Source organism: Novosphingobium percolationis, assembly GCF_020179425.1.
GTDB classification, from domain to species: Bacteria; Pseudomonadota; Alphaproteobacteria; order Sphingomonadales; family Sphingomonadaceae; genus Novosphingobium; species Novosphingobium percolationis.
Genome location: NZ_JAILYM010000003.1, coordinates 501,453 through 517,575, shown reverse-complemented (window position 1 = coordinate 517,575; position 16,123 = coordinate 501,453). Strand labels below are relative to the sequence as shown.

At 64.8% G+C, this 16,123-nt stretch carries 9 protein-coding genes and 1 tRNA gene; 4 read left to right on the top strand and 6 right to left on the bottom strand.

The annotated features are described in order from the left end of the window. Positions 1-112: 112 nt before the first annotated feature. Positions 113-187, top strand: a tRNA-Val gene (locus tag K3A84_RS10975). Between the two features lie 64 nt (positions 188-251). Here the strand turns inward: K3A84_RS10975 and K3A84_RS10970 are convergent. Both K3A84_RS10970 and K3A84_RS10965 read right to left on the bottom strand, forming a co-directional pair. After that, entirely contained in the window at positions 252-1,211 is a 960-nt protein-coding gene (locus K3A84_RS10970; RefSeq protein ID WP_225009370.1) for a helix-turn-helix transcriptional regulator, read from the bottom strand. 253 nt (positions 1,212-1,464) lie between these two features. Next, positions 1,465-2,226 (bottom strand): crotonase/enoyl-CoA hydratase family protein, encoded by a 762-nt coding sequence (locus K3A84_RS10965; RefSeq protein WP_225009369.1) that lies wholly within the window; start codon positions 2,224-2,226, stop codon positions 1,465-1,467. 201 nt (positions 2,227-2,427) lie between these two features. Between K3A84_RS10965 and K3A84_RS10960 the strand changes: the two genes are divergently transcribed. The 3 genes from K3A84_RS10960 (at position 2,428) to K3A84_RS10950 (ending at position 6,266) form a co-directional block, all read left to right on the top strand. Beyond that, on the top strand, positions 2,428-3,651 hold the full coding sequence (locus tag K3A84_RS10960) for an NADP-dependent isocitrate dehydrogenase (RefSeq protein ID WP_225009368.1): 1,224 nt from the start codon (positions 2,428-2,430) through the stop codon (positions 3,649-3,651). A gap of 162 nt (positions 3,652-3,813) precedes the next feature. Continuing rightward, positions 3,814-5,592 carry a cation:proton antiporter domain-containing protein gene (locus K3A84_RS10955; protein ID WP_225009367.1) on the top strand — a complete coding sequence of 593 codons (1,779 nt, stop codon included), beginning with the start codon at positions 3,814-3,816 and terminating at the stop codon, positions 5,590-5,592. 23 nt (positions 5,593-5,615) lie between these two features. Next, positions 5,616-6,266 carry a hypothetical protein gene (locus tag K3A84_RS10950; RefSeq protein ID WP_225009366.1) on the top strand — a complete coding sequence of 217 codons (651 nt, stop codon included), beginning with the start codon at positions 5,616-5,618 and terminating at the stop codon, positions 6,264-6,266. Between the two features lie 71 nt (positions 6,267-6,337). Here K3A84_RS10950 and alaS read toward each other — a convergent pair whose 3' ends face one another. From alaS to K3A84_RS20525, 4 genes are all read right to left on the bottom strand, one after another. Next, a complete protein-coding gene (alaS, locus tag K3A84_RS10945) occupies positions 6,338-8,983 on the bottom strand; it encodes an alanine--tRNA ligase (protein ID WP_225009365.1) in 2,646 nt (881 codons plus the stop codon). A gap of 43 nt (positions 8,984-9,026) precedes the next feature. Next, positions 9,027-9,863 carry a class I SAM-dependent methyltransferase gene (locus K3A84_RS10940; protein WP_225009364.1) on the bottom strand — a complete coding sequence of 279 codons (837 nt, stop codon included), beginning with the start codon at positions 9,861-9,863 and terminating at the stop codon, positions 9,027-9,029. A 394-nt stretch (positions 9,864-10,257) separates the two neighbouring features. Continuing rightward, positions 10,258-11,328 carry a recombinase RecA gene (recA, locus tag K3A84_RS10935; protein ID WP_225009363.1) on the bottom strand — a complete coding sequence of 357 codons (1,071 nt, stop codon included), beginning with the start codon at positions 11,326-11,328 and terminating at the stop codon, positions 10,258-10,260. A 251-nt stretch (positions 11,329-11,579) separates the two neighbouring features. Next, entirely contained in the window at positions 11,580-16,046 is a 4,467-nt protein-coding gene (locus K3A84_RS20525; protein ID WP_318248298.1) for a beta strand repeat-containing protein, read from the bottom strand. Between the last annotated feature and the right edge of the window lie 77 nt (positions 16,047-16,123).

Genomic DNA, 16,123 nt, shown 5'->3' with positions numbered 1-16,123 from the left:
TGGCCAGAAAAAGCGCAATTGCCCCCTTGCAGAGCACGGCGGGCGCGGCTAATGGGCGGCTCCCGGCGCGGAACGGCACTGCCCAATTCCGATCCGGCCCGTTCGATGGTGCGGGCGTATAGCTCAGTGGTAGAGCACTATGTTGACATCGTAGGGGTCGCAAGTTCAATCCTTGCTACGCCCACCATCGAAAAGCCCCGCTCCGGCGGGGTTTTTTATTACCCGTTAGCGGTGGACCGGGCCGTCGGCTGTCATGTCGATGCCCACGCCAGCATCACGCGTTCGCGCATCACCTTGCGCAGTTCTTCGGGCGCCTCGATCCTGACGTCCCCACCCCACGTGAACAGGTGTTCCGCGATTTCGCGCAGACCACCGGCACGAAACTTCACCAGCAATTCCTCGCCGTCCTCCTCCAGCACCTGTGCCGGATGGAAGCGCCAGGCATTGGCGCGCGCAACGGCGGTGGGCAGCACGCGCAGGACCACGTCGTGGTCATCCTCGCGCCAGATTCCGAAACTCTGCGCGAGCCACGCGTCGAGATCCCAGTCGTCCGGAACCGGATGTGGTTCGTTGCCGAGCTTGACGTTGCCCATCCGGTCGAGCCGGTAGTGCACCGGGTCCTTCCCCGGCATCTTACCGATCAGGTAGGTGACCGGCCCATGGATCAGGCCATAAGGCGCCACACGCCGCCATTTCGGAGCGGCGGCTCCATCGGCGAGGTAGTCGAACTCCAACCCTACGCCGATCATGATCGCCTGCTGCACCGTGCTGACCACGCCATCGCTGGCACCGACCGCAGGCCCTGCCGCCACACGCGTGCGCTGCAACCGCGCCAGTGCGTCGAGATCGGGCTCCAGCCGGGACTTCTCGCGATGGTCGAGGCTCGATCGCACCTTGGCAAGCAGGCTGGACAGCAGCGCCGCCTGGGGCGCGCCTTCGCGTGCGCGGCCTTCGGCTTCCGCCCGCAGCGCGGCGATCTCCGGTACCGACGGTCGGGCATAGACGCGGCGCAGCCCATCGCGGATGCGAAACCGCTTGATCCGCCCGTCCACCACCTCGTCGAGATCGAAGTGCAGCAGGATCACATCGCGCAGGCGCTCGACCGTGCGGCGGTTGACCTCCAGCGCCGCGGCCAGCTCGTCGAGCGTCATGCCCTCCACGCTTTCACACAGCAGGTGCAACATCTGGATCGCGCGATCCAGCTTGGCCATGCGTCCAGTCATAAGCCCTTGAGATTCCCCGCCTTGATTCGCATACGATGCATTGCCTGCAAAACACGCGAAGAAGTATCCCCGAAATCTTCCGAACTGGTGCTGGCTGTCAAGTAAGCGGGCAGGAAATTCAAAGCACTCGTTTGCGGCAGGATCGGGTCCGAACAGCATGAAGCGACCTAAAGTCCACAAACGAAAAAGGCCCCGCCGCAGCGGAGCCTCTCGCTTGTTCGATCGTGCGATCCGGTCCGGCTTACTTGCCCTGCCAGTTCGGCTTGCGCTTTTCAGCGAACGCCGCCGCCCCTTCGCGCGCATCACTGGAAGAGAACACGGGCGCGATGTATTCCTGCTGCTTCTTCCACATTTCCGCTTCGGTCCATTCGTGCGAATCGCGGATGATGCCCTTGGACGCGATCAGCGCCAGCGGGCCGTTTTCGGCGACGCGCGCGGCCAGCGCCTTGGCGGCCACGATCGCCGGGCCGTCGGTGATCTGGTTGATGAAGCCCAGGTCATAGGCGCGCTTGGCGTCGATGAAATCGCCCGTCAACGCCAGTTCCATCGCGACGCGGGGGCTGATCTGGCGCGGCAGCTTGATCAGGCCGCCAGCGGCAGCGGCAAGACCGCGCTTGGCTTCGGGGATGCCGAACTTGGCCTTGTCGTTGGCGACGATCAAGTCGCACGCCAGCGCGAGTTCCATGCCGCCCGCCAGAGCGTAGCCATCGATCGCAGCGATGATCGGCTTCTTCGGCGTCCATTCCGACAGCCCGCCAAAGCCGCGTCCCTTGATCGACGGCGATTCGCCGCGAAGGAAGCCCTTGAGATCCATGCCCGAACAGAACGTGCCGCCAGCGCCCGTCAGGATCGCGCAGCGCAGGTCGGTTTCGGCGTCGAGGCGGTCCATGGCAGCGGCGATGCCCTCGGCCGCAGCCTTGGTCATGGCGTTCTTCGCTTCGGGGCGGTTGATGGTGACGACAAGGACGTTGCCGTCGACTTCGGTCAGGACTTCTTCGCTCATCCCAGTAGGTTCCTTCTTCGTGGCACGCGGTATTTAACCGCTCACTTAAAAACCTTGAACCGGATCGCGGCCGCTGTCCAGACCCGACGCGCAAATCGTCGGCGGGAAGCCCGCCAAACCCCGTGTTCCCGCGCGTCTTGCGCGGGGCAAAACCTCTGCTAAGGGAATGCGCAAACCTCCCCGGAAACAGACAGGACGGACATGGCGAAGATCAAGGTGAAGAACCCGGTCGTCGAGCTCGACGGCGACGAAATGACCCGGATCATCTGGCAGTGGATTCGCGAGCGTCTGATCCTGCCCTACCTCGACATCGATCTGAAGTACTACGACCTCTCGGTCGAGAAGCGCGACGAGACCGCCGACCAGATCACCATCGATTCCGCCAATGCGATCAAGCAGTACGGCGTCGGCGTGAAGTGCGCCACGATCACGCCTGACGAACAGCGTGTCGAGGAATTCGGCCTCAAGAAGATGTGGAAGTCGCCCAACGGCACCATCCGCAACATCCTGGGCGGCGTTGTCTTCCGCGAACCGATCGTGATCCAGAACGTGCCGCGCCTCGTTCCCGGCTGGACCGACCCGATCGTGGTCGGCCGTCACGCCTTCGGCGACCAGTACAAGGCAACCGACACGCTGATCCCGGGCCCGGGCAAGCTGCGCCTCGTCTGGGACGGGGACAATGGCGAGAAGATCGATCTCGACGTGTTCGACTTCCCCAGCGCGGGTGTCGCCATGGCGATGTACAACCTCGACGATTCGATCCGCGATTTCGCGCGCGCTTCGTTCAACTACGGCCTCAACCTCGGCTGGCCGGTGTACCTCTCGACCAAGAACACCATCCTCAAGGCCTATGACGGCCGCTTCAAGGATCTGTTCGCCGAAGTGTTCGAAACCGAAGGCTTCAAGGAAAAGTTCGCCGCCGCCGGCATCGTCTACGAACACCGCCTGATCGACGACATGGTCGCCTCGGCGCTCAAGTGGTCGGGCAAGTTCGTTTGGGCTTGCAAGAACTACGACGGCGACGTGCAGTCGGACACGGTGGCGCAGGGCTTCGGCTCGCTCGGACTGATGACCTCGGTGCTGATGACGCCGGACGGCAAGACCGTGGAAGCCGAAGCGGCGCACGGCACCGTCACCCGCCACTACCGCCAGCACCAGCAGGGCAAGCAAACGTCGACCAACCCGATCGCGTCGATCTTCGCCTGGACCCGTGGCCTGATCTACCGCGGCAAGTTCGACGAGACCCCCGAAGTGGTGAAGTTCGCCGAGACTCTCGAGCGCGTCTGCATCGAGACCGTCGAAAGCGGCAAGATGACCAAGGACCTCGCCATCCTGATCGGCCCGGACCAGCCGTGGATGACCACCGAGCAGTTCTTCGAGGCGATCGTGCAGAACCTCGAAACCGAAATGGCCAGCTGGGCCTGATCGCCCGGCCACAAGCCAAAAGATGAAGGGCCCCGGAGCGATCCGGGGCCTTTTCATTTGTGCGGCGGCGGGAGCAGCGCCAGACACCCCTTTTATTTCAACGCATTGCCCGTCCCACCTTTGCCGTGACAACCGCGCCTGCCAGCCGCTAGGCTACTCCGCATGGCCGGTTCCCTTGTTCCCACCGCCGCGCTCAGCGATGCGCTCGTCATTCTTGGTGCGGCGGGCATCGTCATTCCGGCCTTTGCCCGGCTGCGCATCACGCCGATCATCGGCTTCATCCTCGTCGGAGTGCTCGTGGGGCCCTATGGCCTCGGCGCGCTGGTGCCGCAGTATCCATGGCTTTATCACGTCACCATTTCCGATCCGCACGCGATCGAGCCGTTCGCCGAATTCGGCATCATCCTGCTGCTGTTCGAGATCGGGCTGGAACTGTCGTTCAACCGGCTGTGGCAGATGCGGCGGCTGGTGTTCGGCCTCGGCGCGCTCGAACTGCTGGTGTCCGCGCTCCTGCTCGGCCTCGCGCTGGCGCTGACAGGCGAGACGACCGCCGCTGCGCTCGGCCTCGGGCTGGCGCTCGCCTTGTCATCGACCGCGCTGGTTCTGCCCATTTCCGGCACGCAAGGCCCGGTCGGCCGCGCCGCGCTGTCGATGCTGCTGTTCGAGGATATCGCGCTCGTGCCGATCATCTTCCTGCTGGGCGCGATCGGGCCCGCTGCCGCCAGCAACGCTCCCAGCATGTTCGACACGCTGTGGAAGGGCGCCGCGGTCATCGTCGCGCTGTTGGCGGCAGGCAAGCTGCTGCTGCCACGCCTGTTCGCGCAGGCCGCGCATACCAAGAACCCGGAACTGTTCCTCGCCGCCAGCCTGCTGGTGGTGATCGTCGCCGCGCTTGCCACCGGCGCGGTCGGCCTCTCGCCGATCATGGGCGCGCTGCTCGCGGGCCTGCTGATCGCCGAAACGCAGTACCACGGCGAAGTCGAAGCGATCACCAAGCCGTTCAAAGGCCTCGCGCTCGGCGTGTTCCTGATCACCATCGGCATGGGCATCGACCTGCACGTCGTCTGGCACAATTTCGGGCCGTTGCTGCTGGGCGTGGCGGGCGTCGTCGTGCTCAAGGCCCTGGTTACCGGCGTCGCGCTGCGACTGATGGGCAAGGAGCGCGCCACGGCGCTCCAGACCGGCATCCTGATGGCCAGCCCCAGCGAAACGACGCTGATCGTGCTCGGCACCGCCGCGCAGGCGCGCCTGATCGACGCGCAGACAGCGCAATACTGGCAGATCGTTACCGCCATCGGCCTCACCATCACCCCGCTGCTGGCCAAGCTGGGCGAGATGTCCGGACGCCGCGTGGAACGCGCCGAAGGCCGCGCCGCCGATAACGCGGTGGAGGAGCCGGTGGGCGACCGCGCGGTGATCATCGGCTTCGGTCGCGTCGGCCGGCTGATCGGCGAAATGCTCAAGGTCCACGGCACACCCTACGTCGGCATCGACAGCGATCCTGTGATGGTGCGTGAGGCGCGCAAGGCCGGAATGCCGGTACTGTTCGGCAACATCGACAGCACGTCACTGATCGAACGGCTCGACCTCGACCATGCCCGGGCGCTGATCCTGACGATGGACGAACCCGTGCTGGTCTCGCGCATCGTGCGCAAGTTGCGTGCGCGCCGCGCCGACCTACCAATCATCGTGCGCGCCCGCGATGCCGCCCACGCAGGCGAACTCTACCGCGCGGGGGCCAGCCATGCAGTTCCCGAAACGCTCGAAAGCTCGCTGCAACTGTCCGAGGCCGTGCTGGTCGACCTGGGCGTCCCGATGGGCCCCGTCATCGCCTCGATCCACGAAAAGCGCGACGAATTTCGCAAGCAGATCATGGAGGAAGGGGAACTCGACGCCATGCCGCGGCTCAAGTCCACACGCCTGCGCGAACGGAACACCTGAGTGAGGCAGGGGTTGGTGGGGTGATGCACCACCTGCCCGCCACTGCCGCAGCTCTCGCTTCCCTGCTGCTCATCACCGCCTGCGATCGCGCACCGCCGCAAGCGTCGGCGACATCGACCGCCGACGCACCTCCCACACCGACTGCGCCCGCCCCGGAACCTTTACCCGTCGCGATTTCCAGCCCGACAGCCAGCTTCTTGCCTCCCGCCGAGCGCCTGATTCTGAGCCAATGGCGCAAGGCCGAAAACCGCGCCCACTGCGCGCCGCTGCACTTCCGCGATACTGCTGGCGCCAAAGGCACACCGCGCGCGGCGCGCTTCTCCGGTGGTTGGGCCATTGCATGGGACCAGCCCGGTCGCCGCAGCGCCTTCGGCCTGGCCGGTGTCGCGCTGCTGCCTGACGACAACGCACCGGCCAAAGACCATCGCGCGCGTTTGACCGGGCAGTGGCCCATGATGCGCGGTCTGCAACGCCTGCCCCAGCCCGCCTTCGCCGGTTACGGCCTCGAAGGCGCGGCACCCTATCCCGCCGAAAATCCCGAAGGTTACGGGCTCAATTCGCTCGCCTACGTCCGCGTCGGTGGACAGACCTGCACCTACAACGTGTGGAGCCGATTGGGTCGCGCGCATCTCGAAGCGCTTCTGGAAAACCTGACCCTGCTCGACACCGGCTGATACGCCGCGCCCTGCCACGAAAAAGGGGAGGACTTTCGCCCTCCCCTGATCTTCTGCAATCCCGAAGGCGATCAGCCCGCCAGCACGGCCTTCGCCGCCGCGATTGCATCGGCGGCCTTGCTGCCGTCCGGGCCACCGCCCTGCGCCATATCGGGACGGCCACCACCGCCCTTGCCGCCCAGCGCCTCGACGCCAGCGCGCACCAGGTCGACCGCACTGGCCTTGCCGACCAGATCTTCGGTCACCGCAGCGGCAATGCTCGCCTTGCCATCGTTGACCGCGACGATCACCGCCACGCCCGAACCCATGCGCTGCTTGGCCTGATCGAGCAGCCCGCGCAGTTCCTTGGGGTCAAGCCCATCAAGCACCTGCCCGGAGAACTTGACGCCGCCGATCTCTTCGTCCGCCACAGCAGCCGCCGCGCCACCGCCGCCCAGCGCCAGCGCCTTCTTCGCTTCGGCCAGTTCGCGCTCCAGCTTGCGCCGCTCGTCCAGCAGCGCCGCCACGCGCGCCTCGACATCGTCGGGTGTCGTGCGCAGCAGGCTCGCCGTGCCCTTGAGCTTCTCCTCGCGATCGACCAGCCAGGCCCGCGCGCCTTCGCCCGTCAGCGCCTCGATCCGGCGCACGCCGCTCGACACTGCGCTTTCCGACACGATGCGGAACACGCCGATATCGCCCAGCGCACGCACGTGAGTGCCGCCACACAATTCCACCGAATACTGCTTGTCGGCGGTGCGGCCCATCGACAGCACGCGCACTTCATCACCGTACTTCTCGCCAAACAGCGCCATGGCCCCCGCTTCGATAGCTTCGTCGGGGCTCATCAAACGCGTGGTCACGGCCTCATTCGCGCGCACTTCAGCGTTCACCTCGGCCTCGACGAAGGCGATGTCCTCCGCCGAAAGGGCGGTCGGGTGCGAAAAGTCGAAACGCAGGCGTTCAGCCGAGACCATCGACCCCTTCTGCGTGACGTGCCCGCCAAGGCGATTGCGTAGCGCTGCGTGCAGCAGGTGCGTGGCCGAATGGTTGGCGCGCGTGGCATCGCGCCGCGCCACGTCGACAGCCAGCAGCACGGCATCGCCCACCTTGATCGTGCCCGCGTCGACCTTGCCCTGGTGCGCATGGAGGCGCCCCAGCGGCTTGGACGTGTCGGTCACGGTGATCTTGAGGCCCTCGTTGGTGGCGATCGTCCCGGTATCGCCCATCTGGCCACCGCTTTCGCCATAGAACGGGGTCTGGTTGGTGAGGATCACCACCTCGTCGCCGGCGGCGGCCTCGGCCACTTCACTGCCGTCCTTGACCAGTGCAACGACCACGCCTTCTCCGGTGGTGGCAGTATAGCCGGTGAACTCGGTCGCGCCGTTGCGTTCGGCGATGTCGAACCAGACCTCGCTGTCAGCCGCCTGCCCGCTACCCTTCCAGGCCGCACGCGCCGCAGCCTTCTGCTGCGCCATCGCTGCGTCAAAGCCGTCCTTGTCGACCGTGATGCCGCGTGCGCGCAAGGCGTCTTCGGTCAGGTCGTAGGGGAAGCCGAAGGTGTCGTAGAGCTTGAACGCGGTTTCGCCCGGCAGCTTGTCGCCCTCGCCTAGCGTTCCCGTCGCTTCGTCGAGGAGCTTCAACCCGTTCGACAACGTGCGACGGAACTGGACTTCCTCGCGCAGCAAGGTTTCCTCGATCAGCGGCTGCGCGCGGCCCAGCTCGGGATAGGCCTGGCCCATCTCGGTCACCAGCGCGCCAACCAGCCGGTGCATCAGCGGGTCCTTGGCGCCCAGCAGGTGGGCGTGGCGCATGGCGCGGCGCATGATGCGGCGCAGCACGTAGCCGCGCCCTTCGTTGCTCGGCAACACGCCATCGGCCAGCAGGAAGCTGGTCGAGCGCAAGTGGTCTGCGATCACGCGGTGGCTCGCCTGCGTCGGCCCTTCGGCCTTCACGCCGGTCAGGCTCTCGCTCGCAGCGATCAGCGCACGGAACGTGTCGGTATCGTAGTTGTCATGCTCGCCCTGCAGCACGGCGGCGATACGCTCCAGCCCCATGCCGGTATCGATGCTCGGCTTGGGCAGGTTGCCGACGATCTCGCCCGCGGCCTGCTCGAACTGCATGAACACAAGGTTCCAGATCTCGATGAAACGGTCCCCGTCCTCATCCTTCGATCCCGGGGGGCCTCCCCAGATGTGGTCGCCGTGATCGTAGAAGATTTCGGAACAGGGCCCACACGGACCTTCGTCGCCCATCGCCCAGAAGTTGTCCTTGGTGGCGATGCGGATGATGCGATCGTCCGACAGCCCGGCGATCTTCTTCCACAGCTCGAACGCCTCATCATCGGTGTGATAGACGGTGACGAGCAGCTTGTCCTTTGGCAGCGCCCATTCGCGCGTCAGCAGCGTCCAGGCGTGAGTGATCGCCTGCTCCTTGAAGTAATCGCCGAAGCTGAAGTTGCCCAGCATCTCGAAGAAAGTGTGGTGCCGCGCGGTGTAGCCCACGTTGTCGAGATCGTTGTGCTTGCCGCCCGCGCGCACGCACTTCTGCGAAGACGTTGCGCGCGGCACGCTACGCGTTTCCAGCCCGGTGAATACGTTCTTGAACGGGACCATGCCCGCGTTCGTGAACATCAGGGTTGGGTCGTTGTAGGGCACGAGCGGTGCCGACGGCACCACGTCATGCCCGGCAGAGCCGAAATATTCCAGGAAGGAGCGGCGGATTTCGTTCGTCGACGTCATGCTGCGCGAATTAGGCGAGCGTTCGGCGCGGAACAAGCACGATTCAACGTCCGGATGGATCGACGGTGGCGGTCACCAGCCAGGCGGCCGCGGGAAAGGTCACTTGTCCGCCCGCAAGTCGCGATTCGACCAGTTCGGCAAGCTTGGCTTCGAACGAAGCGCGCGCGGTGCGCGGCAGATTGCGGATCGCCGCCGCAGCCGGACCGATTCGCTGGAAATAAGCAAGCGCATCGGCCACGGGTGCGTCGCCTGCCCCCGCAACATAGGAAAAATCGAGCGGTTCGAACGTGATATCCGTCCACCCGGCAAGGCAGATGCGTACGCGGTCAGGGTCAGCGAAGGCGAACGGGCCGGGTGGGAAACCCAAAGGTTGCGCTGTCTGGGGCTGTGGAGGCGGCAGCAGGCGGGCGATGTCCGCCGCCCAGCCGTTCTCGGAAGCCGAGCGGAAGCACGAGAACACCAGCCGTGCCCCCGGCGCCGCAACCCGCGCCAAGTGGGCAAAGGCCGCGGGCGGATCATCAAAGAACATGACGCCGTGGCGTGAGACATAGAGATCGGGCGGCGAATCGGTGCTGCTCCACCGCGAGGCGTCGGCCTGCTCGAAAGTCAGGTTGGATTGCGCCTCCCCCCTTTCGCGCGCGACGTCGAGCAGCGCTTCTGACAAGTCGATTCCCGTGACCCTCGCATCGGGCCGCAGCCGGGCCAGCGCGAGCGAGAGTTCGCCCGCGCCGCAGCCGATATCGACGATGCGCGTGCCGGGCTGTTCCAGCGCAGACCCCACGAGCCTCGGGGTCAGCGCCGCGAAGGAGCGATCGGTGCGGCGCCATTCCGCCGCCCAGTTGCGGCCGACGCCGCCTTGCCAGTCGCCTGCATTGGTCATGACGGATTTGCTACGCCTAGTGCAGAAGGCCGACAAGCGGAGATAGAGCCCCGGTCGCACGTCGAACACGTGTTGCCAGCTCATCACTTCCGCAATTCCAGGGAACGTGCGTTGGCAGCCATGCGAACGGTGCCCTGCTTTGTCGCCCACAGGCCGACGGGTGCCCTCGGCGGCAGTGCGGTGCGTCGCGGCAAAGCTGCTCCGATGCTTGCCCGGCGGGTCGCTCGCGCTGTCATGGCGCCTTGTCATGGCCACCCGAATGGAGGCGTTACGCCATGGTGACTAGGTCGTCCGCGATGCCATCACCGGACAAAAAAGCGGCGCGTTCCGCCCATGGAACGCGCCGCTTTTTTGTCCGGCGCGGGCGATCGAACTTCGCCCACCACCCAAAGGCTCAGATGTCGTCGTCCGCGTCCGGACCCGTCATCAGGCCTTCTGCGACTTGCTCGGTGCGGCCGCGGATCGCGGCTTCCAGGCGGTCGCAAAGCTCCTTGTTCTCGCGCAGGAATGTCTTGGCGTTCTCACGCCCCTGCCCGATGCGAATGCTGTCGTAGCTGAACCAGGCACCCGACTTCTCGACGAGCCCCGCCTTCACGCCAAGATCGAGGATCTCGCCGATCTTCGAGATGCCCTCGCCGTACATGATGTCGAATTCGACCTGCTTGAACGGCGGCGCTACCTTGTTCTTCACGACCTTCACGCGCGTGGCGTTGCCGGTGATCTCATCGCGGTCCTTGATCTGGCCGGTGCGGCGAATGTCGAGGCGGACCGAGGCGTAGAACTTGAGGGCGTTGCCGCCCGTTGTCGTCTCCGGGTTGCCATACATCACGCCGATCTTCATGCGCAGCTGGTTGATGAAGATCACCATGCAGCGCGAACGGCTGATCGAGCCGGTCAGCTTGCGCAACGACTGCGACATCAGTCGCGCCTGCAGACCGACATGGCTGTCGCCCATTTCACCCTCGATTTCAGCCCGCGGCACCAGAGCCGCCACCGAATCGACCACCAGCACGTCGATCGCATTGGACCGCACCAGCGTATCGACGATTTCCAGCGCCTGTTCGCCGGTATCGGGCTGAGACACGATCAGTTCGTCGATGTTGACGCCCAGCTTCTTGGCATAGACCGGATCGAGCGCGTGCTCGGCATCGACGAACGCCGCCGTCCCGCCACCGCGCTGCGCTTCGGCAATCACGTGCAGCGCAAGGGTGGTCTTGCCCGAGCTTTCAGGCCCGTAGACTTCGATCACGCGCCCACGCGGCAAGCCGCCAACGCCCAGGGCGATGTCGAGCCCGAGCGAGCCGGTCGAGATGACTTCCACCTGCATCGCCTCTTTCGAGCCGAGCCGCATGGCCGATCCCTTGCCGAATGCCTTGTCGATCTGGGCCAGGGCTGCGTCGAGCGCCTTCTGACGGTCCATGTCCTTGTCTTTGCCTTCCTGAATGAGCTTGAGCTGCGCCGCCATGGCCTGCTGTCTCCTGCCTAGAGTTGGCTCACACGAACCGTCAACAGGGACATTTGTATCTACTTTGTTCCGATCGAACAAGAGGAGAACAAAAATTTTCCGCCAAATTGGCGACGTCTCCGCCAAACCCCTGCATTCGCGCCATTTTTCAGCGGCACCGATGCAACCGGAGGTTGGTCTTTCGTGCCCCGCCGCCGGCGTTCTCTCCAATTCAGCAGCATTTCGCGCACCGCTGCGCCGAGGCTCACTGGTCAGATCAGCAGCAGGTCCAGCGCGGGCGCAACCTGCGCCGCGAAATCGCCATCGAGGATCAGCTGGATATCGCCCGCCTTCAGTTCGGTCCCGGGCGCAAGCGTTGCCACCAGCATCTTTTCGTTCGGCCCGTTGCCATCGATATCGGCGTAGAGCTTGCCCGACGCCTTATCATAGATCGCCACGTCGTCGGCATCCAGCGCCGATGTCCCCAGCCGCAATCCACCGACCAGCAGTTGCCCCGTGACGAAGGGATTGACCACCACCAGCTTGTCCTCGCCCGAGACGAAATCGGTGATAGCGTCGCCATCGCCGCCCATTCCCACGACGAAGATATCCGCGCCGACCCCGCCGGTCAGCGTATCGGCATCGCCGCCGCCGATCAGCAAGTCGTCTCCAGCGCCGCCGCGCAAGGTGTCCGCACCGCCGAATCCGAACAGCGAATCCTTGCCGTCGGCCCCGTCAAGCAGGTTGCCCCCGCCATTGCCACCGATCAGGTTGTCGCCCGCGTTGCCGGTCAGCGTCAGCGCTCCGGTCCCATTGGCCGTCGCGATTTCGACGTTCGCAGCCATCGTCAGGTCGATCCCTGCGACGATGGTGTCGCGCCCCGCGTCCGCGCCCTCGGTCACGACATCGCCTCTGGCATCGACCACGTAGACATCGTCGCCCGCGCCGCCGATCAGGCTATCGTCGCCCAGTCCGCCATCGAGACGGTCGTTGCCATCCCCGCCATCCAGCCGATCGGCCCCTGCGCCGCCGTCTAGAACGTCATCTCCACCCTTGCCGGACAGGACATTGGCTGCGTCGTTGCCGGTCAGGTGGTTGGCGCGCGCGTTGCCCCCGCCGTTCAGCGCTGCGGCGCCAAGCAGGACGAGATCGCGCTGCTCGCCCAGCGTCCAGCTCACGCTCGCCCGGACCAGCCCGTCGCCGGTGGCGACATCGTCTCCATTGTCGACGCGGAAGGTGTTGAAGCCTGCGCCGCCTTCCATCCGGTCCGCGCCCGTGCCGCCATCGAGCACGTCGTCGCCATCGCCGCCGACCAGCACATCACGGCGACCGCCGCCCAGCAGGATATCGGCGCCCGCGCCGCCGGTCAGCACGTTGGCAAGGCCGTTGCCGGTCAGCTTCAAACCGGAAACGCTGTCCACCACGCCATTCTCGACATTGTCGGGCAGGACGTAGGCTATGCTGGCACGGACAGTGTCGACGCCTTCGCCCACCCGCTCGATGACCAGATCACCCTTGGAATCGACCCGATAGGTATCGTCGCCGAGCCCCCCGCGCATCCGGTCGTCACCGCCTGCGCCGTCGATGTCGTTGGCGATGGCGTTGCCGATCAGCAGGTTGGCCGATCCATTGCCCTCGGCCCGCACCGCGCTGTCGGTGAGCGTCAGCCTGTCGACATTGGTGCCCTCCAGCGAGAAGCTGGCCGAAGCAAAGACCTCATCCTTCTCGCCGCCCGCATCCAGCACGCGGTCGGACGAACTGTCGACGTAGTAGACATCTCGCCCTTCGCCGCCTTTCAGCAGGTCGTTGCCACCCTTGCCGTCGAGCACGTTGTCGAGCGAATTGCCTATGATCGTGTTGTCGAGGCCATTGCCGGTACCTACGAGCGCGACGCCCTCGAGAATGAGTTGCTCGACGTTGTCCCCAAGTCGGTAGTCGGCCACGACGCGAACCGTGTCGAAGCCTTGCCCGGCCTTTTCCGTCACGGTGTCTTGTAACGCCTCGGACAAGACGTAGGTATCATCACCCAGGCCACCGCGCAGCACGTCCAGACCCGCGCGGCCATCGAGGATGTCGGCCCCCGCGCCGCCAGTCAGCACGTTGGCCAGGGTGTTGCCAGTCAGCTTCTTCCCTGCCGCGCTGTCCACCGCTCCATTCTCGACATTTCCGGGCAAGACATAATCGATGCGCGCGCGCACCGTGTCCTTTCCCTCGCCGGCACGCTCTTCTACGATATCGCCCTTGGAATCGACCCAATAGGTATCGTCACCCAAGCCACCACGCATCGTATCGTCACCGCCTGCGCCGTCGATGTCGTTGGCGATGGCGTTGCCGATCAGCAGGTTGGCCGATCCATTGCCCTCGGCCCGCACAGCCCTGCCGGTGAGCGTCAGCCTGTCGACATTGGTGCCTTCGAGCGAGAAGCTCGCCGAGGCGAAGGCCTCGTCGCCGCTCCCGCCATCGTCGAAGATCTGATCCGCCGAACTGTCGACGTAGTAGACATCTCGCCCCTGCCCGCCTTTGAGCAGGTCGTCGCCGCCCTTGCCGTCGAGCACGTTGTCGAGCGTATTGCCGATGATGGTGTTGTTCCCGGCATTGCCCGTGCCGACGAGCGCATCGCCCTCCAGAAAAAGTTGCTCGACGTTGTCGGGTAGCGTGGTGTCGAAAGCCGCGTCGATAGTATCGAAGCCCTCGCCCGCCTGTTCGATGACGGTGTCGACGCTATCTTGCAGCAGGCTGTAGTAGTCGTCGCCCTTGCCACCCTGAAGGACATCCCGGCCCAGCCGGCCATCCAGGTTATCGTCCCCGATGCCGCCGGTCAGGATATTGTCGAGTTCGTTGCCCGCGATCGCGACACCGTTGGTTGATCCCGAAGTCCCATTCTCGATGTTGGCGGCGAGGGCGTAACCCGTGCCGAACACGACATAGGCTGTGTCGATGCCCTCGTCGGGCTTCTCGATCGCGTTTTCCAGGGTCTCGCTGATATAGTAGCTGTCGTTGCCCTTGCCGCCTTCCAGCGTGTCGCGCCCGTACTTGCCATCGAGCACGTTGTCGCCATCGTTGCCGATAATCGTGTTGATGCTGTCGTTGCCGGTCCCTGCGATCGCACCGTCCAGCAGCACCAACCGCTCGAGGTTCGTGGGCAAAACATACGAAATGCTGGAGCGGACCTCGTCGAGATAGTTCAGGCGCGTGCCGCCTCGCGCTTCGATGACCTGATCGTCGACATTGTCGACGTAGTAGATATCGCCGCCGTCGCCGCCCACCATGATGTCGGCCCCGGCCCCGCCGTCGAGCACGTTGTTCTGCGCAGAGCCCTCGATGCGGTTGTCCAGCGCGTTGCCGGTGCCCTGGCCATAGCCCACCAGCACCATGTTCTCGATATTGTCGCCCAGCGTATAAGTGCCGCTGACCACGACGGTGTCGACCCCCTCGCCAGCCTTCTCGACCACCCGGTCGCCTTCGTTCTGCACCTTGTAGACATCGTCGCCCGCGCCGCCGGTCAGCACGTTGATCCCGGAATTGCCTGTCAGCACGTTAACGCCTGCATCGCCAGTGGCGTCGATATTTGCGCTACCCGTCAGCGTCACGTTCTCGATGTTGGCGGCAACGACATAGCTGCGGTTGATGCGAACGGTATCGTTGCCTCCGCCCACCTCTTCGACCGCCACATCGCCAGTGTCGTCAAGGACATAGACATCATCGCCGAGGCCGCCCGTCATGGTATCGGCACCCTTTCCGCCATCGAGCAGGTTGGCATCGCCGTTGCCGATCAGTCGGTCGGCATAGGCAGAGCCGATGACGTTCTCGATGCCCCGAAGCGTGTCGGCGCCATCGCCGCCGGTGGCCTTGCCCGTGATGAGATCGACCACGACGGCCGCTCCGGCATGGGCGTAGACAGCCGTGTCGTTTCCGCTGCCGCCCGCAAGGATATCATCGCCCGCGCCGCCTTCGAGTTGGTCATCGCCGGCAACCGTCGGCAAATCCTCGACCAACGTGGTACGGCCAAAACGGGGGTAGGTATAATCTCCCTTGTCGACCAGCGACAGCATCCAGCGCCCATCGCCATAGAGCGAGTCATTGCCCGCGCCGCCGATCAACAGGTCGTCGCCGCCAGCACCCGCCAGGATGTTGTCGGCGTCATTGCCGGTCAGCGAATCGGCTTTGCCACCCCCGCCGAGATTTTCGATGCTGATGAGCGTGTACTGGGATGAAGCCGCCGCCAGCGAAAGCACGACCGGAATGCCGGTCGACAAGTCCGACCCCACCATCAGGGTATCGATTCCATCGCCGCCGTCGTAGGTCGTTCCCTGCCGCAGCGACGCGACCGAGAGCACGTCGTTGCCACCGCGACCGAACATGCTGCCACTCAGGACGGCCAGATAGTTATCGGCTTCGGTGCCGCGGATGGCGGAAAGCTCGTTTTGCACGAACGCATTTTCGACATTGCTCAATTGCAGCGATATACCGCCCACCCTGCGGACCGTGGTAATCGCCAGATCAAAGTCCACGGGATCAGTGCCAGCGGAAAACGGTGAATAGACGAAATACAGGGTATCGACGCCGTCTCCGCCATCGATGCGACCCGCCGCGTTGATCAGATCATCGCCAGCGCCCGCATCGACCACGTCGGTGCCGCCACCACCAACAATGACGTCGTCACCATCGCCTGCGCCAAAGGTTTCTGACGAGAATGTGCCGACCAGCCTGTCGTTACCCGCCGTACCGTTGATAGCCATGATCCCCCCTGATGCAGTCGAGGGCATCGATAAGCGAAGCTCAGCACAGCAGCAAACCCATCGCAGGCGAAATCAGA

Excerpts from the sequence above, each read along its gene's own strand:
- K3A84_RS10970 (WP_225009370.1), bottom strand. The coding sequence starts at position 1,211 with ATGGCCAAGCTGGATCGCGCGATCCAGATGTTGCACCTGCTGTGTGAA.
- K3A84_RS10965 (WP_225009369.1), bottom strand. The coding sequence starts at position 2,226 with ATGAGCGAAGAAGTCCTGACCGAAGTCGACGGCAACGTCCTTGTCGTC.
- K3A84_RS10960 (WP_225009368.1), top strand. The coding sequence starts at position 2,428 with ATGGCGAAGATCAAGGTGAAGAACCCGGTCGTCGAGCTCGACGGCGAC.
- K3A84_RS10955 (WP_225009367.1), top strand. The coding sequence starts at position 3,814 with ATGGCCGGTTCCCTTGTTCCCACCGCCGCGCTCAGCGATGCGCTCGTC.
- K3A84_RS10950 (WP_225009366.1), top strand. The coding sequence starts at position 5,616 with ATGCACCACCTGCCCGCCACTGCCGCAGCTCTCGCTTCCCTGCTGCTC.
- alaS (WP_225009365.1), bottom strand. The coding sequence starts at position 8,983 with ATGACGTCGACGAACGAAATCCGCCGCTCCTTCCTGGAATATTTCGGC.
- K3A84_RS10940 (WP_225009364.1), bottom strand. The coding sequence starts at position 9,863 with ATGACCAATGCAGGCGACTGGCAAGGCGGCGTCGGCCGCAACTGGGCG.
- recA (WP_225009363.1), bottom strand. The coding sequence starts at position 11,328 with ATGGCGGCGCAGCTCAAGCTCATTCAGGAAGGCAAAGACAAGGACATG.
- K3A84_RS20525 (WP_318248298.1), bottom strand. The coding sequence starts at position 16,046 with ATGGCTATCAACGGTACGGCGGGTAACGACAGGCTGGTCGGCACATTC.